At 44.9% G+C, this 22,425-nt stretch carries 15 protein-coding genes; 14 read left to right on the top strand and 1 reads right to left on the bottom strand.

What is annotated here, in order from left to right; all coding sequences use genetic code 11:
* The first annotated feature begins 205 nt into the window (after positions 1-205).
* The 9 genes from V1358_RS12510 to V1358_RS12470 all read left to right on the top strand — a co-directional run bounded on the left by V1358_RS12510 (position 206) and on the right by V1358_RS12470 (position 15,377).
* Positions 206-1,696, top strand: a complete 1,491-nt coding sequence (locus tag V1358_RS12510) for an AAA family ATPase (protein ID WP_347393740.1) — start codon at positions 206-208, stop codon at positions 1,694-1,696.
* On the top strand, positions 1,689-2,336 hold the full coding sequence (locus tag V1358_RS12505) for an HNH endonuclease (RefSeq protein ID WP_347393739.1): 648 nt from the start codon (positions 1,689-1,691) through the stop codon (positions 2,334-2,336). The genes V1358_RS12510 and V1358_RS12505 overlap by 8 nt, the downstream gene beginning before the upstream one ends.
* Before the next feature lie 1,353 nt (positions 2,337-3,689).
* A complete protein-coding gene (locus V1358_RS12500) occupies positions 3,690-4,292 on the top strand; it encodes a hypothetical protein (RefSeq protein ID WP_347393738.1) in 603 nt (200 codons plus the stop codon).
* 2 nt (positions 4,293-4,294) lie between these two features.
* Complete coding sequence (locus V1358_RS12495) at positions 4,295-6,928, top strand: zinc metalloprotease (protein ID WP_347393737.1); 2,634 nt, start codon at positions 4,295-4,297, stop codon at positions 6,926-6,928.
* 342 nt (positions 6,929-7,270) lie between these two features.
* Positions 7,271-7,876, top strand: a complete 606-nt coding sequence (locus tag V1358_RS12490) for a hypothetical protein (RefSeq protein WP_347393736.1) — start codon at positions 7,271-7,273, stop codon at positions 7,874-7,876.
* Positions 7,876-10,392 (top strand): hypothetical protein, encoded by a 2,517-nt coding sequence (locus V1358_RS12485; RefSeq protein WP_347393735.1) that lies wholly within the window; start codon positions 7,876-7,878, stop codon positions 10,390-10,392. Before V1358_RS12490 ends, V1358_RS12485 begins: the two co-directional genes overlap by 1 nt.
* Before the next feature lie 609 nt (positions 10,393-11,001).
* Entirely contained in the window at positions 11,002-11,607 is a 606-nt protein-coding gene (locus V1358_RS12480) for a hypothetical protein (protein ID WP_347392016.1), read from the top strand.
* Positions 11,607-14,219, top strand: a complete 2,613-nt coding sequence (locus V1358_RS12475) for a zinc metalloprotease (protein ID WP_347393734.1) — start codon at positions 11,607-11,609, stop codon at positions 14,217-14,219. Before V1358_RS12480 ends, V1358_RS12475 begins: the two co-directional genes overlap by 1 nt.
* 186 nt (positions 14,220-14,405) lie before the next feature.
* Positions 14,406-15,377 (top strand): sensor domain-containing diguanylate cyclase, encoded by a 972-nt coding sequence (locus V1358_RS12470; protein ID WP_347393733.1) that lies wholly within the window; start codon positions 14,406-14,408, stop codon positions 15,375-15,377.
* A 5-nt stretch (positions 15,378-15,382) separates the two neighbouring features.
* Here the strand turns inward: V1358_RS12470 and V1358_RS12465 are convergent, their stop codons facing one another.
* Positions 15,383-16,270, bottom strand: a complete 888-nt coding sequence (locus V1358_RS12465) for a cation diffusion facilitator family transporter (RefSeq protein ID WP_347392019.1) — start codon at positions 16,268-16,270, stop codon at positions 15,383-15,385.
* Between the two features lie 159 nt (positions 16,271-16,429).
* Here V1358_RS12465 and V1358_RS12460 point away from each other — a divergent pair, with 159 nt between their 5' ends.
* From V1358_RS12460 to rpoZ, 5 genes are all read left to right on the top strand, one after another.
* The gene (locus tag V1358_RS12460; protein WP_347393732.1) at positions 16,430-16,774 is read left to right on the top strand and encodes a hypothetical protein; all 345 of its coding nucleotides are present in this window, start codon (positions 16,430-16,432) and stop codon (positions 16,772-16,774) included.
* Positions 16,775-16,869: 95 nt separating this feature from the next.
* Entirely contained in the window at positions 16,870-18,078 is a 1,209-nt protein-coding gene (locus V1358_RS12455; RefSeq protein ID WP_347393731.1) for an efflux RND transporter periplasmic adaptor subunit, read from the top strand.
* A 12-nt stretch (positions 18,079-18,090) separates the two neighbouring features.
* Positions 18,091-21,216, top strand: coding sequence for an efflux RND transporter permease subunit (locus V1358_RS12450; RefSeq protein ID WP_347393730.1), 3,126 nt, complete (start codon positions 18,091-18,093; stop codon positions 21,214-21,216).
* Between the two features lie 147 nt (positions 21,217-21,363).
* Positions 21,364-21,984, top strand: a complete 621-nt coding sequence (gene gmk, locus V1358_RS12445) for a guanylate kinase (RefSeq protein WP_347392020.1) — start codon at positions 21,364-21,366, stop codon at positions 21,982-21,984.
* A gap of 76 nt (positions 21,985-22,060) precedes the next feature.
* Positions 22,061-22,336, top strand: a complete 276-nt coding sequence (gene rpoZ, locus V1358_RS12440; protein WP_347392021.1) for a DNA-directed RNA polymerase subunit omega — start codon at positions 22,061-22,063, stop codon at positions 22,334-22,336.
* The last annotated feature ends 89 nt before the right edge of the window (positions 22,337-22,425 follow it).

The raw sequence follows: 22,425 nt of genomic DNA, 5'->3' as shown, positions 1-22,425 counted from the left end.
GGCGCTAAGGAACTATTTTCTAGGTCATGCAATTTTTTCTCAACTCAAACCTTACCCCTTTGATAGCATTGAAAGCTATCTTCGCGAGCATAAGAGAGACTTAGATAACCATTTGTTTAGTGTTAACTTACTGGTTTGGCATGTTTTAACTGACAATAAAAGCTTATATTCTGTACGAAAGCAGTAGTGTTTAAAGGGAGTAATTATGGGTTTTAGAGCTAGAAAGATTAGAAATATAAATTTGTTTGATGGACCAGCCGACCACCATAACGCATTTACTATAGTCGTTGGCGATAATGGTAGCGGGAAGACAAACCTACTTATTGACACTACACAATACTATTTGACGCAATACGACGAGCTGCTTAACCCCAGAACTATAAAAGAACGAAGAGAGCTAAAGCATGCTCTCAGAGCCGGGGGATTCATAGCTGCCTTGAATCTACTACAAACAAAGCAACTGCCGAACAAATTAATTTGCGCGTCAACAAGCCAGTTTGAGCGCTTCCCTCATAAGTTCAACAAAAACCAGCGGTGGTATTCGCAACTATATTCGTACATAGGCTCTAAACCATACTATCCCGACGTAAGTCCCGCCTTTCGTATTGGGGCGACAGCCATATCGCAGCTGTTCGCCTATGATAGCTTAGATAACAGGAAAATTAGTGCTCTAGTGCGTTTTTTAGAAGAGTTTAACTTTGGAAGCACTTTAAAGCTGAAATTTAGACCGACGATTAAAGAAAAAGAACTTCAGCAGTTCCGTAAAACCAATCCTGAGTGGGTTTCTCTTTATAACCAAAGTAAATTACTAACTCACGACAAAAAAATCGGCCAGGTAAGTTCTGATGCAACACAAGAGGAGTCTAACGAACTATCTCTTGAATCTAAGCTGATACTAAAGAACGCTTCTGAAGATTTCGAGCATGATGAAATTCTGGATCTACTTTATAAGCTTGAGCACGTACATCACCAACCTGAGATACTGGTTGGATTGAACGACTCACAACTAATCACTTACAGTGCGGAGTCAGGCCATGCCGATTTAGGTTATACCAAACGCGATATTTCCCAATTATTGCTAGCCGGCTTGATCGTCATCGAAGATATAAAAACTGTAAAGAACCAACCCTCAAATTCGTACAAACTTTCCAAGGATGCCAAAGTACAATCCTTGTCATCCCGAAGTTCAGGAGAGCAGTGTTTATTTTTACTCTTTCTTGGGATTCTGTCTTCTATTGAAAACCAATCACTAATTTTAATAGATGAGCCAGAAATCAGCCTGCACCCATCTTGGCAGCAGAGGTTTGTGGAAATATTAAGGTCATCACTTAAAAACTTTACTGGCTGCCACTTTATAATAGCAACCCATTCGCCTTTGATAGTCTCAGATATCTCAAGTCAGTACTGCCAAATATTAGACATAAAAAACAACATACTTTTTGACGCCAAAGAGCAGTTTCATAGATCTTCAGACTATCAGTTAGCTACAATTTTCGGTAACCCTGGCCATTACAATGAGTATCTACTTAAGTCTGCCATGTACGTATTTTCAAAATACAGGACAAACCTATCCTTTGACGAAGGTGACTGCTTAATTTTGATAGAGTTGAACAAGCATTTGAACGACTTAGACGAAACTGATCCCGTTAAGGTGTTGGTATCTTTACTTAATGAGGTGAAAGCACGTCATGGCTAACCTTATCAATCCTTACACATTTTCTCAGCAAGAAAAGTCAACAATAACCCCAACCTCGCCCAACGGTGATTCAAATTCTGACTTTTGGAATGATGAACAATTTGCCTCCTTGAGGAGCAACATAAGAAAACACTATCGCGAGGAACAAAAAGGGGCATGCTGCTATTGCAAAAGTAATTTAAGCCACACAGGGCCTGGAAACTGTGAGATTGAGCACATAGCGCCACGCTCCCGATATAAGAATTTTATTTTTGAACCCAAGAACTTGGCTGTCAGTTGTCAAGACTGCAACAGAGCAAAAAGTGACGTTGATACTATTAAACCTAGCTCAAACAAAAAACCGCGGAAGCGCTATCCAATAGCTTCGAACTCATTTTACATAGTACACCCCCATATTGATCGCTATGCGGACCACATCAAGAATGATGGAGACTTTTACATACCAGAAACAGACAAAGGTAGATTTACGGTCAGCGCTTGTAAACTCGATTTAAGGTTGCATCAATACGGGTACACCGGTGACTCAAATTTTCTCGAACTTCTAGCTCTAACATCCGAACTAGCAAAGAAAATGAAAAACGGGGCAGAGATTAGTCCCTCTATAAAACAGTTTGAAAGGTTTCTAGATGGTTTAAAATAATGGTGATGGCTGCCAGCCCTGCTAAACAATTAGTAATATATTACAAGCTGTCCACCTCTTTGAATTAGTTTTACGACAAAGGTTTGGGGAAAGCTAAAGAGCATATTCAAGGTATCCATATTTCGTTCGTTTAGGGGGGCCCCTTCAATACCCCCACCCCCTATGTGTGACTTTACACCTAACAGAATGAAATTTTTCCCCAGAGCCTAGTGTAAGTCTTTTGGCAACATATGCCATGACACACCTTCACGACCCTCTCGGTAATGTTTAATGGTGATATACGTCTGCATCCTCCCAAGCCGCCAGAGCGCTGTTTCAACGAGACATGACAGCTGTAAAGGCAATACCTGGTTCCCGACCCGGTAACGGTTTAGCTTGCGCGTGAAACAACTGGAATGCGAATAGCCAAGCACACGGGCCATCTCAGACCAGCTCACTCCAGTCGCTTTGGCGAGAACTGCATCACTGAAATGACTTACATGCTGCTGTTTATAAGAAATGAGACGAGATTTTAAAGGCATAGAAGCCCCCAGATATTAGATGTATATAGCCAACTTAAAGCCATCAAAAAAAACAATGTAACACTATGATTTTAAGTAAATTATAGTTCATTTTCAATATTTATGGAGTGAACCCTCCGTATGCACTAGAGTTATTGCCACCTAGACTAGTAAAATTGGCAAAAACTCATCAATTTGACGACAAAACTAAGGATCATGTAGTTTCTTAGTACATGATCTGTATCCCAGTGCGCACTTCACAACGACTTTCCTATCTGCTAAAAGTCCTCAAGAGCTTGACATGTGGTGACAAACCGGTGACAAAAAATCTAATAACCAACAAGTTAAAAACTTAATACGCTGTTTTTAATGGGATTAAAATTATCAACACACATTCAAATTCAGAATATAGAATAAGCCATTTGCTCTGCAAATCATCACAACAAAGGCCTCGCACTAGCGAGGCTTTTTTAATTACGTCAACTCCCCACTACTACCTCTTACCTTTTATATCTAAATAAAAAACCATTTAAATTTATTATAGGACTTAAGACCCATATTAAATTAATAAAAAATGAATACCTGATGACCTAAAGCACATAATTAAAATTTAGAACACCAACTCTAAATTTCAAAAACCATGTAAACCACACCACCAAAATAAAATTAAAGCATTAAAAATCAGCAAGATGAAAGTAAACGAAAATAACCTTACACACAATCGCACACTTTCAACACAAAATGGTACATGTAATAAATTGACCTTTTACATTGGTTATTAAATAACTAATAGCCGCCGAAAATATAATTAAAAGATCGGCTTTATATAAAAATCATCAACGGAGAAGGTCTAATGAAAGCGACATCCATGCTTAAAAAAGCATCTATCGCGCTAACAGTTGCAGCTGGGTTATCCATTGCTACATCTGCCAATGCTATGAAGTTAAAACAACAAAACTTACAAGAACTGATTTCTGCTTCGCAAAACATCATTGCCGGTGAAGTTATCAAAGTCACCGATGGCTTCGATAACAAGCGCCCATACACTGAAATCACCATCAATGTCAGCAGTGATGCCAAAGGCAAATTAAAAGAAGAATCAACCTACACTTTCCGCCAATTTGGCCTACTTGAGCCGCTCTCTATGGGCAATGGCAAAGTGTATTTAGGTGTAACGCCTGACGGCTTTGCTAAATGGCATGAGGGCGAAAACGTCATTGCGTTTATGTACAAGCCTGCCTCTATCACTGGCTTCCAAACCACTGCGGGTATGGCCCAAGGTAAATTCGTAGTCCGTGATGGCAAGGTTATCAACCAATTCGCTAACTCTGGCCTGTTTGAAGGCATGGACACCGCCAGCTTCTCGGATGAAGAGCGCAACATGCTTACTAACCCAGAAGCGGTGAAGGTAGATGTATTTATGAACCTTGTCGGTAAACTAGCAGGAGCACAATAATAATGAAATTCTCTAAACTTGCTGCGGGTATCGCACTAGCCACTCTTTCTGCAGGCGCTTTGGCCGGCGGCCCATTGTATATTCACGAAAAAACCATGCAGCCCTACAAATGGGATACAAGCAAAGGCGCTATCCCTGTGTGGACGGATGGTGGTCAGATTATTAAAGACAAAGATGGTAACGACGTTCAATCTTTCACTGTGTTAGAGCAAGGCACCACTTTCATTGTTGATATCACCCTACCGGATGGCACTGTATTACCGAAAAATGTGCCATTAGACCGTGACTACACCTTCTTAACCATTGCACAAGCTAATGCCGTAACCGCTGATGCCGTTGCACAGTGGTCAAATGTAGAAACATCCACACTTGAAATGGCCATTGCTGGCACAATTGAGAGTCAAACAGGCATCATTGATGTGAACGCATCTAACGTAGACCAAATCTATAACGCTGAAAATGGCTACGGTTTTTGGGTTAACTACGACACTGACGGCGCTATCTTGGAGAATTACTTCGGTATTCCTCGTGACCAAGTTCTCGGTATCGCTTTCCCTGAATGGGCGGATGAAGAAACCGGTGAAATTACCGAAGCAACGGCGCTGATGAATGGCTGGTACATCGATATCAACGATACTGAAGGCAAGATGGTTCAAGGTGTATTTACCCACGAATTCGGTCACGCCATGAACATGTCACACTCGCAGGCTAACGGCCACTTCACCTACATTGCCACTCCTTGGTATGCAATGCATGATGGTGTTGAGGGTTGCGCAGGAACAAATGTATACACACGCCGTGGTCAAGCTCCTACAGACAGCATAGAAACCATGTTCCCATTCATCAACGCTCGCGGTGTTGAAGGCATCGAGCAAGGGACTGTAAACGTTCGCGACGACATCGTAAACATTTCAGATCTCTACCCAACCGCCGACTACAGTACAAAATACGGCACAATCAAAGGTAAACTGTACACTAAAGAGGGTGTTGAATATTCGGGCATGAATATGGTGGCTCGTAACCTAGACAACCCAATGTACGACGTGATCACCCAACAAAGCGGTAACATGACGCAAGGTCGTGTTGGCCCTGATGGCTCATTCACAATCAACGGTCTTACTCCAGGTGGGCGTTATGCTCTGTATATGGATCCAATCAGAGCTGGCGGCTATCCAACCACTCCAACCGACATTATTTCTGTCAATGAATATTGGAACGAAGGTGAAAACGCTTCTCCGGCTCTCGATAATGTCTGTGATATGACAGAAATTGTTGTAGCTGGAGGCGAGACCAAAGAAGTAGAGATGTACTTCAACGGCTATAAAAATGGTATTCAATACACGCCACTTGTAGCTGCATGGGTGAGCGATCACTCAAAAAATGGTAAAAAAGCGTTTGGTATGACTCAAGGTGGTACGCCATTCATTTACGATAGCACCCAAAATACCTTCGAAACTTTGGTTACTCCTGACGGCTTTGCAACACTTAAAGCGTCAAATATGGCAATGAACAAAACCGCGACAAAAGCAGCTGTCATCGCAGATTTAGACGGCGATGGAGTTGGCCAAGGTGCCGTATGGGATATCCGCTCTAACCACGTCTCTGTACTTGAGGACCCTAGCAACAACACGTGTTCGCTTGGCAGTCAATCTGGCGTGAGCTCTAACTCAATTTGGGATATCGATGCAGCTGGACACACTGTTGTCGGTAACTCGCGTAAACCAAATAATGGTGGCACTGAGTGTTTACCTGGTCAGGGAGCGTACTCATACGGTGTACCGACTGTATGGGATACAAAAACGGGTAAAGCCTCATTACTTACTGACGGTTTAGAGTGGGTAGAAAACTCTTGGGGCGGTATCCAAGTTCTGATTAATGGCGAACGCACAGAAGCTTGGGTGCGCGCAGACAGAATTTCAGGTAATGGTCGAACAGTGACAGGTTCAGGCAATAACAACAACACCCAATTAGCATGGGTGGATGGCAAATTACATGATATTTATAAAGATTATGGGGCGTTAAATTCTTCAGTCATTTCATATGACGGCGAACGCGTCGCATTTGGTGCACAACAGGGATTTGGGCGCCGCGCATTCGGTGAAGGCGTCAAAGTGTGGAATACACAGACAGACGAGATTACCAACCTTGGCGGCCTACGTTGGTGTGAAGACGTACCGTATTTCTATTTCAATAGAAACGTCTGTGCCTCACCGTTTAACATGACTCATGAAGAGATCGCTGAGACGGTTGGTTTACCTTTAAACATGGTACTTGATGCGAATGATGACCTGTCAGTAATCACAGGGCGCGTGCTAATCAATGGCATGCCTGCAGGCTCGTCTATTTACCTAGAAGGGATTGGCTGGATGACCGGTGAAGAGTTCTTTGGTAAACAAGGCGTTGTAGAAGCCACCAATTTAATGACGAATGGCATATTTGGTGTCAGTGCGAACGGCTCAGAAATGATGGCGGGTATCGTGGGACTCCCTACTCCGCTTACTATCGAAATCGATGCAAACAAAGCATTTGTGTGTCGTTACGGTATGAACCAAGAGTTGAGCTTCCCTAAACAAGTTATTGAGGCTGTGAAAGATGGCGCTGAGTTTGGTCGTTGTGAACACCTCGAAGACTATTAATTGAGTTAATAAAACCCACCAAAAATGGCCCTTAATAGGGCCATTTTTTTCAACTCATGCAGACCCACACTATTTTCTTAACCTTTCACTTTATCGATAGGGTTGCTAAATCTCATTTAGCAGTATCTACACCAAATAAAAACTTGCCGCTACTCAAAAATGAACAACTGATGAATTATAAAAAAATCATAAGTAAATGATTAAAAAGGATTAAAAATTAAGAACCCGGCACAAACTGGTACATATTTTAGATTGATATAACTTGCAAAATGTTAACTTAATGTAACTCCATAAAGTTAAAAGACAACTAACGCAATAACAATATATCAATGGAGAAAGTAAATGAGAGCGAAAACAATGCTCAAAAAAACGTCTTTAGCGCTGACCATTGCCACAGGGTTATTATCGGCTACTTCAGCCAACGCCATGAAGTTAAAACAGCAAAACTTACAAGAGCTGACTACTGCTTCGCAAAACATCATCGCCGGTGAAGTTATTAAAGTGACCGATGGCTTCGATAACAAGCGTCCATACACTGAAGTCACCATCAACGTCAGCAGTGACGCCAAAGGTAAATTAAAAGAAGAATCAACCTACACTTTCCGCCAATTCGGACTACTCGAGCCGCGATCTATGGGCAATGGCAAAGTGTATTTAGGTGTCACGCCTGACGGTTTCGCTAAATGGCATGAAGGCGAAAACGTGATTGCTTTCATGTACAAGCCTGCATCTATCACTGGGTTCCAAACCACTGCCGGCATGGCCCAAGGTAAATTCGTGGTCCGTGATGGCAAAGTTATGAACCAATTCGCTAACTCAGGCCTGTTTGAAGACATGGACACTGCGGGCTTCTCTGACGAAGAGCGCAACATGCTAACTAACCCTGAGACAGTGAAGATTGATGTGTTTATGAACCTTGTCGGTAAACTTGTGGGAGTACAACAATAATGAAATTCTCTAAACTTGCTGCGGGTATCGCACTAGCTACTCTTTCTGCTGGTACATTGGCGGCTGGCCCACTCTATATTCACGATAAAACCATGCAGCCCTACAAGTGGGATACAAGTAAAGGCGCTATCCCTGTTTGGACTGATGGCGGTATGCTGGTTCAAGATAAAGACGGTAAAGATGTTGAGTCGTTTACCGTGCTAAAAAAGGGCACCAAGTACAATATCAATATTACCCTAGCAGATGGCACGGTGCTCCCTAAAAACACCGTACTCGATCGCGACTACACCTTGTTAACGGTTGACCGAGCGAACGAAATCACAGCCCATGCCATTGCCCAGTGGTCAAATGTCGAAACGGCAACGCTAGAAATGGCCGTTGCGGGTACGATTGCGAGCAAAACAGGGATCTCAGATATCACTGCCGCAAACGCAAATGAAGTCTATGGTGCCGAAAATGGTTACGGTTTTTGGGTAATCTACGACACAGATGGCTCAGTTGTAGAGGACGTGTTTGGAGTACCGAAACAATCTGTTTTAGGGATGGCATTCCCTGAGTGGGCCGATGAAGAAACCGGTGAGATTCTCGAAGCGACAGCAATAATGAACGGTTGGGCAGTTGCGCCTAATGACGACGGCAGCAAAATTGCGGGCGTATTCACCCATGAGTTTGGTCATGCTATCAACCTGTCACACACTCAGGTAAATGGCCAACTAGCCTATCTAAGTTCAGCGGCAAACAAACTCTATCCGGGCGTTCCTGGTTGTGGTGTAAACCCTATTGCTGGCGGTAATCCAGCGATGATTGAAACCATGTACCCGTACATTGATCACTACAGTGCTGGCGCGGTTAATCAAAGTACCATCGAGCATCCTGATGATGTTGCGGCGATATCAAACCTGTATCCAAGCGCACACTATGCTAATTCTCGCGGAGCCATAACTGGGGTGTTGCGCCTTAAAGATGGCAGAACACAGTACAGCGGCATTAATGTGATTGCACGCAACGTCAACAACCCGCTATTCGATGCCGTATCTGATATGTCTGGCTCTGCCACACAGGGTAAAGTCGGTCCGGATGGACGATATACAATTCGTAATCTGACACCGGGTGAGCAATATGTCTTATATGTAGAGCCAATCGTTGCCGGTGGCTTTCCAACTACACCTCAGCCTTTACTTTCAACAGCGGAGTATTGGAATGAAAACGAAGGTAGCGATCCACTGATCGACGAAGTATGCGAACGAACAGCGATTATCGCCGAAGCAGGTGTTACCAAAGAAGCAGACTTTACTTTCAATGGATACATGAAAGGAGTGCAAGTAACTCCCCTATCGTCGGTGACTTTTAGCGATTTGTCGAAAAATGGCCGCAAGGCAGTTGGTACTGCTGGCCTCAGTGCGGTGATGTGGGATGCGAATAGCGGCTTTGAAATCTTACCTAGTCGTTATGTTGGTGCTGAATCATACCTAAGCCGCAACGGTAAGCATGTGTTGGTGCAGCACGATCAAGATGGGAACGGCATTATGGAGCCCACCGTTTGGTCTGGGAATGAAGCACGTTCGGTTGGCTATCTTGGACAGAACCAATGTAATGTTTCCACCAGCTTCGCAGGGGTTAAAATCAGCGCCCTTGGTTCAGCTATGGACGATTCAGGTTCCACGGTTGTCGGTATGGCATACCAAGACTTAAACGGCAATGGCAACTGCCAAGAGTACTTCTCCGGCGAAATGAAACCTTTTATCTGGGATGAAAAGCGCGGTATTCGTGAACTAGACACCAGCAATGTGAATTGGAATCGAACACTTTACGCATTTGCTCACGGCTTATCTGGTAACGGTAAAGTGGCGCTCGGTCAGGTGAACTACAATCAGGCTGTTGCTTGGGTTGATGACGGCCCAATGCTCGACCTCACCACTGCGTTCAAAGCAAAGCAAGCTAAGGTTTCGAACTTCGATGGAAGCCGCGTTGCATTGACCAGTAACTACGGCGTTCAATTATGGGATTCACGTAAAGGACTAAGCGAAGATGCGGTAACCAACATCGGCTCACTGCCTTGGTGTGAGGATATTCAATACATCTTCTACTCTTGGAATTTGTGTAAGGAGCTTTCACCAGATGAGATCACTGCCTCTTACGGTGCCGTGCCTATGACGGTTAGTGATTTAAGCGATGACGGCAGAGTTGCAATTGGCCGAGCCGGTGGTAGCCGCTTTGGTTATTATGGCGCACTGTGGGTGGAAGGCATTGGCTGGCTTGAGCTTAGCCGCTTTTTACGTGAACAAGGTGCCGCGGAACTCGGTAAATTGTCGATGAGTAATCCGATAGCCCTAAGTGGCGACGGAAGTAAAATGCTGGGTGTTGCCGGCGGGATGTCTTGGTATATGGATATGAGCCAAGTTTATGTGTGTGACAACGGTGATTCGGTATTAACCGGATTCCCCGGTGGACTGCGTGAATCGGTCGCCAATGGAGCCCAAATGGGTCGCTGCGAATACTTGGATGACACACTTTAATTAAGCAACGATAACTCTCTCTCACAAAAGGCCCTAAGTAGGGCCTTTTTTTCATTTAGGTAAAAATATCAGCCACTCATACATCGGTGATTTAATGGTATTTCTAATGCAAAAGCGTAAACAATACTTAGGTAAAAATGCAGTCCCTCACCGCAACCAAGATAAACAAAACATTAACAAATGAACATTAAACGTACTTAACCAGTGTGTAAGCGCAGGCAATACAAGATCCTGTTTTAGAAACCAATATACCCACAAAGCATATAAAAAACACAAAACCCAACATATGGAAATATAAAATCAACAAAAATGAATAAGAATTCAGTTTGAAAATTCTAATTTGTTTTACAATTTTTGAACAAAAACTCTAATTCACAATTGTGTCCAATCCCATTTTAACCTTCACAAATAAACACTAAAATATTGATTTTAATGCCATTTATAAAATTAAGTTAGAACTCACTATTTATTGATTCACTCACGAAAAAGCGCCCTCGTACAAAAGTGTACAATTTATAAATTGAATATTAATCCAATTTATAAAACCTTAGAGAGGCTGAATGTTAAGAATCAGTGAATAAAAATATAATCATCAACGGAGATTCTATAATGAGCGCAACATCTATGCTCAAAAAAGCTTCTATTGCTCTAACAGTGGCAGCAGGTCTATCGCTTGCTTCGCCCGCAAATGCAATGAAGCTGAAGCAACAAAACTTACAAGAACTCACAGCTGCTTCGCAGAATATTATTGCAGGTGAAGTTATTAAAGTGACCGATGGCTTTGATAACAAGCGCCCTTACACTGAAATCACTATTGATGTGAGCAGTGACGCCAAAGGTAAATTAAAAGAAGAATCAACCTACACTTTCCGCCAATTTGGCCTGCTTAAGCCTCGCTCGATGGGCAATGGCAAAGTGTATTTAGGTGTCACGCCTGACGGTTTCGCTAAATGGCATGAGGGCGAAAACGTCATTGCTTTCATGTACAAGCCTGCGTCTATCACTGGCTTCCAAACTACTGCTGGCATGGCACAAGGTAAATTCGTGGTTCGCGATGGCAAAGTACTAAACCAATTCGCTAACTCAGGTCTGTTTGAAGGCATGGATACGACTAACTTCTCTGACGAAGAGCGCAACATGCTCACTAACCCACAAGCCTTGAGCGTCGATGTATTTATGAATCTGGTAGGCAAACTAGCAGGAGGACAACAATAATGAAATTCTCTAAACTCGCTGCGGGTATTGCACTAGCGACCCTTTCTGCTGGCGCGCTAGCCGGTGGTCCTTTATATATTCACGAAAAAACAATGCAACCATACAAATGGGATACCTCTAAAGGTGCTATCCCTGTTTGGACTGATGGTGGTCAACTAATTAAAGATAAAGACGGAAATGATGTTCAGTCTTTCACGATTCTAGAGCAAGGCACTAAATTCAACGTCGACATCACCTTACCTGATGGCACTGTACTACCTAAAAACGTACCACTAGAACGCGACTACACGTTTCTAACTATCGCTCAGGCGAACGCTGTAACTGCTGATGCAGTTGCGCAATGGTCCAACGTTGAAACATCAACGCTGGAAATGGCGATTGCTGGTACTATCGAAAGCCAAACGGGCATTGTCGATGTGAATGCATCTAACGTAGATCAAATTTACAACGCTGAAAATGGCTACGGTTTTTGGGTTAACTACGACAGCGATGGTGCTATCTTAGAAAACTATTTTGGTATTCCACGCTCGCAAGTATTAGGTATTGCCTTCCCAGAATGGGCGGACGAAGAAACCGGTGAGATCACCGAAGCAACCGCGCTTATGAATGGTTGGTACATCGATATCAACGACACCGAAGGCAAAATGGTTCAGGGCGTATTTACCCACGAATTCGGCCACGCGATGAACATGTCTCACTCGCAAGCAAACGGCCACTTCACCTACATTTCACGACCTTGGAGCCCAACTTATGATGGTGTACCAGGTTGTGCCGATACCAACATGTACACAGGTCGTGGGCAAGCACCGATTGATGGCATTGAAACCATGTTCCCATTCATCAATGTGCGCGGTGCCGAAGGTGTGGAACAAGGTACAGTAAACGTTCGTGATGACATCGTGAATATTTCTGACCTATACCCAAGCGCTGATTACAAAACTAAGTACGGCACAATCAAAGGTAAGCTTTATACCAAAGAAGGTGTTGAGTATGCGGGCATGAACATGGTTGCTCGTAACTTGGATAACCCACATTATGATGTGATTACACAGCAATCAGGTAACATGACACAAGGGCGCATCGGTCCTGATGGTTCATTCACTATCAATGGTTTGACTCCTGGTGGTCGCTACGCACTGTACATGGAGCCAATTCGTGCCGGTGGGTACCCAACGACTCCTACAGCGCTGATGTCAGAAGCCGAATATTGGAACAGCAATGAAAGCTCATCTCCAGCAACAGACAATGCATGTGAACGCACGGAAATTATTGTCGCTGGCGGCGAGACGAAAGAAGTTGAGATGTACTTCAATGGTTACAAAAATGGTATCCAATACACTCCATTAGTTTCTGCATTTGTCACAGAGCATTCGAAGAACGGTAAAAAAGCGCTCGGCTCAACAGCTGGCGGTGTGCCGTTCCTATATGACAGTGTACAAAACACCTTCACTACGCTTGCAGGTCCAGATGGCTATGCGCTATTGAGCTCAACTACCGCAGCAATGAATAAAACAGCAACCAAAGCGGCTGTTATCGCTGATTTAGATAGTGATGGTGTCGGCCAAGGTGCGGTTTGGGATATTCGCTCTAACAAGCTTATGGAACTGGAAGACCCTTCAAATAACACCTGTACACTGGGCAGCCAGCAAGGTGTGAGCTCTCAGTCTATTTGGGATATAGACGATGAAGGTAAACTTGTTGTCGGTACTTACCGCAAACCAACATCTGGTGGCGAGGAATGTGCCGAAGGTGAAGGTGCTCGCTCATATGCTGTACCAACGGTATGGGACACTGCGACTGGCAAAGCGACTGAGCTAGGTGGTCTTGAATATGTGCCTTCGCTTTACGGATCTCGTATTGATGTACTCGTAAATGGTGAGCGTAGAGAAGTATGGATGCGTGCCGATCGTATGTCAGGTAATGGTAAAGTCATTACTGGTACCGGCAACAGCCAAGGTCTAGTGGCTTGGATTGATGGCGAACTTCATGACATCAACAGTAAGTTTGGCGCCCGTGATATTGCCGTAATTAGCCAAGATGGCGGAAAAATTGCGTTTAATACTCTCGTTGGTGAGGGCCGCGACCGCAAATATGACGGCATCAAAGTTTGGAATACTCAAACAGATGAGCTTGAAGCGCTAGGTAGCATGCGTTGGTGTGATGATATTCCGTACATCCAGCGATTTGTTAACTTCTGTGAGGCACCGTACAACTTGGATCATGAATACATATCGTCTGTTGTTGGTGTACCAAGCATGATCCCACTTGATGCAAATGAAGACTTGTCACTCATTACTGCTCGTTATAACGGCGGTAGTGCAATTTACATGGACGGTCTTGGCTGGATGACAGCTGCTGAGTTCTTCGGTCGTCAAGGCGTTGTTGAAGCTAAAAACCTGTTAACTGATAACTGGTTTGCCATGAGCGCCAATGGCTCAGAAATGATGGCTAACTTAGCTGGTGCAGCGATCAGTATTGAGATCGATGCAAACAAAGCTTTCGTCTGTAAAGACGGCGTAAACCAGGAGCTAAGCTTCCCGAAACAAGTTCTAGCCGCTGTTAAAGATGGCGCTGAGTTTGGTCGTTGTGAGCACTTAGAAGACAAGTACTAAACACTCTCCCAGGTAGTCAAAGATAAGGCCCAGCATTGGGCCTTTTTTAATTTCTTCTTATTATTATCAGCCCCTTAACATGGACGATTTACCCATCTAGACTACGCTTATAGCAATATAGAGCCTTGCACAAATGTGACTGAGTGCTTACTTGAAAATTGGTATCGGTTGAAGAAGTGATTGCCTATGAAAAATTGCAGTTTACACAGTGATGAACAAGCACGCTTGGAAGCTTTGCAGCTTCTCCAGCTTCTCGATACGCCTGCTGAAGAGCGTTTCGACAGAATCACCCGAATTGCAAAGCGAATGTTTGGTGTGCCTACTGTCCTTATCACACTCGTTGATTCGGATAGGCTCTGGTTTAAGTCAATCCAAGGATTGGACGTACATGAAGCGCCGCGCTCCCAGTCTCTGTGTGCGTGCGCAATTACAGAAGAGCTTCCCCTTATCGTTCCCAATACTTTGACTGACGAACGCTTTGCTAATACTCCTTTGGTGACTAACTATCCAAACATAAGATTTTATGCTGGTTGTGCGCTACACGCGCCCAGTAATCATCGCATCGGGACGCTGTGTTTAATTGATACTGAGCCTAGGGAAATCATTGATGAAGATATTGAGATACTGCAGGAGCTGGCTTCTTTAGTTGAGCAAGAATTTAAAGCCACCGCTTTGAGTACTATCGACGAGCTTACGAACATCAGCAATCGTCGCGGCTTTTTACAACTTGCTCAACAAGCTCTGTCTCATTGTCGCCGTGAAAAACAAAATGCATGCTTACTTTATTTTGACTTAGATGATTTCAAACAGATCAACGACAACTTGGGGCATTCTTTTGGGGATAAAGTCCTCAAAGCATTCGCACAGATACTGAGTCAGTCGTTTCGCACTTCAGACGTTTTTGCGCGCCTTGGTGGTGATGAGTTTGTGGTCCTGCTGACCAACACAACCCCCCAAGAAATGGACACTGTGATTGCACGCTTAAAACGCAACGTCGACGATTATAATTTGCAGCATGACCATTCGATCAAATACAGCTGCGGCTCGACCACCTACGCTGGGGAAGAATCAATCGAAGCTCTCTTGCACAAAGCCGACCAAGAAATGTATTCACACAAGGCGTCTAAGCATGAACGTGGCGCCCAAACGGATTGCTAATCTGTTCATTGATCACGGCATTGCTCATGAGGATACTCCACTTCCAGTGTCGTGTGGGTGATGTCAAACGCCGCCAAGCGCTGCGCTAATTTGGCTTTCAATGCCATGACTTCATCAGCATTGAGTTCGTCTAACAAGCATAAGTGTGCGCTCAGTACATGATGCTCACCATCCAATGACCAAAAGTGGACATGGTGCACACTGCTAATTTCCGCTGGCTCAAGCAACACAGATGTTAGCTTTTGTTGAGTGTGCTGATCAGGTGCGGCCTGTAAAAAGAGCCTGACTGTTTGCGTAAGGTTGCGCAGCACATTGACCAAAATAAACACGGTAAAAGCGATAGATAGAATGGGATCAAGGATGGGCCAATTTACAAACATCAGTACAATAGCCACAATCAGCACCGCTACCCAACCAAGCACATCTTCAAGCAAGTGCCAATTGAGCACCCGCTCATTCAAGGTCTTCCCTTTACTGAGTTTTAATGCTGCATAGCCGTTGACAATCACACCTAAAACCGCAAGAAAAATCATGCCCTCAACTACAGGCATAACAGGTGCAAACAACCTTGGAATGGAAATCACCAGCACCCACGCAGAACCCACCACCAGCACGATGGAATTAATCAAAGCCCCTAATAAACTCAAGCGCTTATAGCCGTACGTGAACTCCTGTGTGGCGCCTCGATTTCCTAGCCTGTTCAGCAACCAAGCACTGCCAATAGCGAGGCTATCCCCTAAATCATGCACAGCATCCGCCATAATCGCGGTGCTGTTCGTCAGCCAACCACCAATAAATTCAATAATGGTGAACCCAAGGTTGAGAAAGAATGCCCAACCGATGCGCTCGGAGGCTATATCATGATGATGGTGATGATTATGGTTATGCCCCACAATGCAATTCTCGTGTAGTTGTCCCTCTACTGAACTGTGAATAATTGCGTAATAAAATGCAAATTAAGTGGCCTCTTCCGACGCAATAATTGATCTTTTTTATCTATGTCGGTATGTTGGCAACAAATTCGCTGCGACTTGTTAGTACCAACACATTTTATGATTAGAGTTATTTTCAGTTTCATCTTGCTTAGCGTGATTGCGATTCAATCACTTACTAGCTCTGTGGCTGCACAACCTAATCATCAAGTGGATAGTCAGCACTTACTTTCTGAGCACTCACACCAACAGGATGCTCAGTTAGAATCAGATAATCTCACTGATGATGTCCACGATATTTCTGATTGCCATCATTGCGGCCACTGTGCCGGCTCGCATCTTACTTGGCTGATGAACCCAGTTACGGGTATCAACCTCGAGCAGGCAGCGAATAATCAATGGCAGGTCATGACACCGCCAGAGCAAAAACACCGTGAACCCAATTATCGCCCTCCGATAGCCTAACTTCACTTTCATTTCTACACAGCTACATCTGCATCACGCCTTCAATTAAGGCCGTGTGCGGTAGCTTCATACAAATTTGAAGTTAGGAACTAACCATGAATGTTCTACACCCAAATTCTGCGTCTCGAGCGCCGAAAGACTCGCCTATGGGCAACGCAAAAAATACAAAATTACAATGCATGACCTCTGTGTCACTACACCAAACATTATTGGCATGTGTACTGGCAATCGCGTCATTATCAAGTTTAGCGTCTGAGGAACATGACCACTCAGAAGAAACGGCTGTCACTGAACAGGCCAGCGTCCACCTAAGTGATACAAGCTTACAATTAGCGGGCGTGGAGGTGACACAACTGGTACCACAGCAACATAACTACGAGCTTGTTGCACCCGCGGAAATCAAAGCCAATGGCTACAACAGTTATGTTGTTTCTGTGCGCACTGAATCTGTGGTTATTGCTCGCCATGTGACACTCGGTGAGCATGTCAACGAGCAACAACCCTTAGTGACACTGTTTAGTGAGCAAATGGCACAAGCTCAAGGTGATTACCTTGTCGCTGCAAGCGAATGGCAACGACTAAGCAAACTGGACTCATCAAGTATTAGTGCTGCCAATCGCGTCAAAGCGCAGAGCAATTACAACGCAAGCTATGGTCGTTTGTTGGCTATGGGTTTAACGGATGCAGCCATCGCTCAAATTAGCCAAGAGAATCGCGCTCGCTTTGGTCAATATCAACTCGTGGCACAGATCTCCGGGAGTGTTTTAAGTGATGACTTCATTCAAGGACAGCGAGTCCAACCCGGAGATACATTACTCACCATCGCCGATGAGCAAACCTTATGGGTTGAAGCCAAGTTATCTCCACAGTTAAGTAGCGAAATAACCCAAACTACGCCCGTGCATGTAACCACCGCGAATGGCACTTTCCCTGCTCGGGTTATTCAAGAAGCACATGTAATAGACCCACAAACACGCACGCGCATCATTCGCTTAGAAGTGCAAAATATCGGCCACGTACTGCATGCGGGTATGTTCGTTAGCGCCCAATTTACGCAAACGAGCAAACAAAGTATGTATGCGGTTCCTCAAGAAGCACTGACGCGTAACGCACAGGGGCAGTGGCAAATCTTCGTACAAGCGAATAACAACAAGTTTTTATCACGCGAAGTGCAGCTAGGCGCTCAATTTGGGGAGTTGCAGCAAATCTTGGGGGTGCATGAAAGCCTTCCAGTAGTCACCAAAAATGCGTTCTTTGTCGCATCAGAACTCGCCAGAAGCGGTTTTGATCCACATAACCATTAAGGGGCATACACGATGTTTGATTTTTTAATCGGCTGGGCCCTGAAACAACGCTCGGTCATTATCCTCCTGTTTGTGTGTCTGGTTAGTGGCGCCGTTTTGATGACGAGTAAACTGAATCTTGATGCTTTCCCTGATGTCACCAATGTACAAGTCAGTATAAACACCCCCGCGCCTGGACTCGGCGCGCAAGAGGTTGAGCAGTTAATCACTTACCCTATCGAAGCGGTCATGTACGCCTTGCCCAATGTCACTCAAGTGCGCTCAATCTCAAAAACAGGGCTCTCTGGTGTCACCGTGGTATTCAAAGAAAACACTGACATCTATTTCGCCAGACAATTGGTGTTCGAGCGCTTACAAACAGCGAAAGAACTTATTCCTCAAAACGTTGGCACACCAGAAATGGGGCCGAATACGTCAGGGCTTGGACAGGTATACCAATACTTGCTATTGGCCGATGCCGATTCTGGTTACGACACCATGGCGCTGCGTTCACTGAATGATTGGCTTATCAAATTGCTGATTATGCCCATTGATGGTGTGACAGAAGTGCTCTCATTTGGTGGCTCAGTGAAACAATACCAAGTGGGCCTGAATCCCGACAAATTACTGGCTTATTCACTGTCTCAGCAAGACGTCATCAAAGCGTTAGAAGCCAGTAACGACAACGTAGGCGGTTGGTATTTAAACCGCGCCCAAGAACAACTGGTCGTAAGGGGCGTTGGTTGGTTTAGTGCTGGAACTGAAGGCATAAAGCAGCTTAAGCAAGTGGCCATTAAAACGGTTGCTGGCACTGTGGTGACCGTTGGCGATGTCGCCACTGTTCAATTAGGCAGCGAAATACGTCAAGGAGCCGTAACGTTTTCTCGCAAAGCGCATAACGGTGAAATAAAAACCCATGGTGAAGTGGTAACAGGTGTCGTGCTTAAACGCATGGGCGCAAATACGAAACAAACCATCGATGGTATCAAAGACCGCATAGCGCTCATCGAACAAGCGCTGCCTGATGGCATCACCTTTGAGCCATTTTATGATCAAGCTGACCTTATCACTCAAGCAGTGAACACGGTGGTTACTGCATTGGCGCTTGCCTTTATACTAATCATCGTCGTACTAGCGTTATTTTTAATGAATTTGCGCGCCACTGTTTTAGTGCTCATTTCCATTCCGATCGCCATCGTGATTGCTCTCGGTGCTATGGCTGGATTTGGCATGTCCGCAAATTTAATGTCCCTTGGCGGCATAGCCGTGGCAATAGGGATGTTGGTTGACGGTTCAGTGGTCATGGTAGAAAACATCGTGAAAAAGTTGCAACAGCACTGCAGTGCCCCCTCCTCTAACCTTGCGACGCTAGTTCAAAGCGCCGCTCAAGAAGTCGCTCGTCCTATCTTCTTTGCTACCTTAATGATTATTGTGGTGTTCGCGCCCTTGTTTAGCTTTGAAGGGGTCGAAGCAAAGCTCTTTGAACCCATGGCAATCAGCATTATATTAGCGCTGATCAGTGCCCTTTTTGTTGCCTTAATCTTGGTACCCGCGCTGGCGGTGATACTCTTTCGACAAGGGGTATCCACAGGGCGAAATCATATGTTAGAAGCGCTTAGTGGCCGCTACGCACAAGCCATTAGTACACTGATGCAGTTCAAAAAAACGGTGATTTTCTCAACCCTTAGTATGATTTTCCTAAGTGCGGGTATATTCACACAGCTTGGCAACGAGTTTGTACCGGAACTCGAAGAAGGCACCATTAATCTACGCGTGACGCTCGCTCCTTCAGCGAGTTTAGACACTGCACTCAGTGTCGCCCCCAAACTCGAGCAAACGTTACTCACCTTCCCTGAAGTAACTTATGCACTCAGCCGCATCGGTCGGGCAGAAATTGGCGGCGACCCAGAGCCGGTAAATAATATCGAAATCTACATTGGCCTAAAGCCCATTACTCAATGGCAAAGTGCCAATAATCGCCAAGAACTCCAACACTTAATGGAAGAGGAGCTAAGTCAATTTCCAGGCTTGCTGCTGAACTTCTCACAACCCATCGCTACGCGAGTAGACGAACTGCTTTCAGGCGTAAAAGCACAATTAGCTATAAAGTTATTTGGGCCCGATCTTGATGTTCTCGCACGCAAGGGCGAAGAAATTGAAGAGCTCGTAAAAACCATTTCAGGCACGCAAGATGTCGCACTTGAGCAAATAACCGGTGAAGCGCAACTCATAGTCACACCTAGGCGTCAAGCGTTAGCACGCTATGGGCTGAAAGTTGCAGATGTGATGGCGCTTGTCAGTCAGGGGATTGGTGGTATCGAAGCAGGACAAATCATTAACGGCAATGAGCGCTATGATATTTATGTTCGTTTACAACAGTCCTATCGGGATAACATGGCCGCCATTAAAAACCTGTTATTACGTTCTCAATCGGGTGCGTGGGTTCGTCTTGAGGACGTTGCAACTGTGGCGATAGACTCTGGCCCGCCACAAATACGCCGTGACGATGTACAACGGCGCGTTGTTATCCAAGCCAATATACAAGGCCAAGATATGGGCAGTGTGGTGGCGCAAATTCAGCAGCAAATTGCCCAACAAGTATCTCTACCCAGTGGCTACTCGGTGCAAATTGGCGGGCAATTTGAGAGCCAACAACGGGCGCAACAGCGCTTATCCTTGGTGATCCCACTGTCCTTGTGTGCTATCACCCTACTCCTTTATTTTACCTTTAATTCTCTGCGGCAAGCGGTGCTGATCCTCATCAATATTCCACTCGCCGTGGTCGGTGGGGTATGGGCGTTATACCTCAGTGATCAATATATTTCCGTCCCCGCATCAGTGGGCTTTATTACCCTATTTGGTGTTGCGGTACTCAATGGTGTGGTCATGGTTGAGCGCATTAATCAAAACCTCGCCTCGGGGATGGATTTAACGATGGCAATACATACGGGAGCCGTTTCGCGATTGCGACCGGTTTTGATGACGGCACTCACCTCCGCGCTTGGACTTATTCCTATGCTGCTCTCCTCTGGTGTCGGCAGTGAAATTCAACGCCCTTTGGCGACCGTGATAGTGGGTGGATTAGTCAGCTCTACTTTGTTAACACTGATTGTTATCCCCACACTTTACAGCCGTTTTACTAAGCTTAGGGTCTGTTGACCAAATAGTGTAATAGCAGCAAGTCATTACGGGGAAACGGCTAAGGTGTATCGTTTCCCTGTCATAAAACAGGCTGTTAACCCGGCTCAATAAATCCGCTATAATGGTTGGCTATTTTAAAAAGTCCCGTTTATTTTGTGAGGCAACATGAGCCAAGTTCGTGGTAATTTGTTTATTCTTTCTGCACCATCAGGTGCTGGAAAATCAAGCCTAATCAATGCATTGCTGCAAAAGCACGACAATATGCAAGTGTCGGTATCACACACCACGCGTGCGCCTCGTCCGGGTGAAGAAAATGGGGTGCATTATCACTTCGTTGATCAAGAGACCTTTAAAGAGTTAATCGCGAACGATGACTTCTTTGAATGGGCACAAGTGTTCGATAATTACTACGGCACCTCTAAAGCGGCAATTGAGCAGCAATTGGCAAACGGTATTGATGTGTTTCTAGATATCGATTGGCAAGGTGCGCGCCAAGTACGTGAACTGGCGCCTGAAGTCACCACCATTTTCATCTTGCCACCTTCAAAAGAAGAGCTGCAAAATCGCCTCACCAATCGCGGCCAAGATTCAGAAGAAGTGATTGCTTCTCGTATGGAAAAGGCGCAGTCGGAAAGCTCCCACTACGACGAATATGACTATGTGGTTGTTAACGATGACTTTGACACTGCGCTTGGCGAAATCGCCACGATTGTTGAAGCAACCCGTTTGAGCTTGCACACGCAAAAGCACAAGCACAACGAATTAATCACTGAACTATTGAAATAAACCCCTCTAGGCTATTGGCCTAGAGCTGGTGTTGAAGTAAACTACGCGTTTACAGAACTAAATTTTGGAGTGAAGCATGGCTCGCGTAACTGTTGAAGATGCAGTAGATAAAATTGGCAACCGTTTTGACCTGATCCTTGTCGCGGCACGTCGTGCACGCCAGATCGCAGTAGGCGGTAAAGACCCGATGGTTGAGGCGGAAAACGATAAGCCAACGGTTATCGCTTTACGTGAAATCGAGCAAGGCCACATCACCGTTGATACATTAGACGCAATTGAGCGCCAAGAGCAGCAAAACCAAGAAGCTGCTGAAATGGCTGCTGTTGCGGCTATTGTTGGCGGTAACCAATAAGCGTATTTTAACGCTCTCTAAACGGCTGCAATTTCTCTGCAGCCGTTGGCTTTCCTCTCTTTTCATCGTATATTCACTTTAATTATTAA

This window comes from Pseudoalteromonas pernae, from assembly GCF_039831865.1.
In the GTDB taxonomy this organism is placed as follows: Bacteria; Pseudomonadota; Gammaproteobacteria; order Enterobacterales; family Alteromonadaceae; genus Pseudoalteromonas; species Pseudoalteromonas pernae.
Note: the sequence above shows the minus strand (reverse complement) of the source record. Positions and strands in the feature narration are given on the sequence as shown.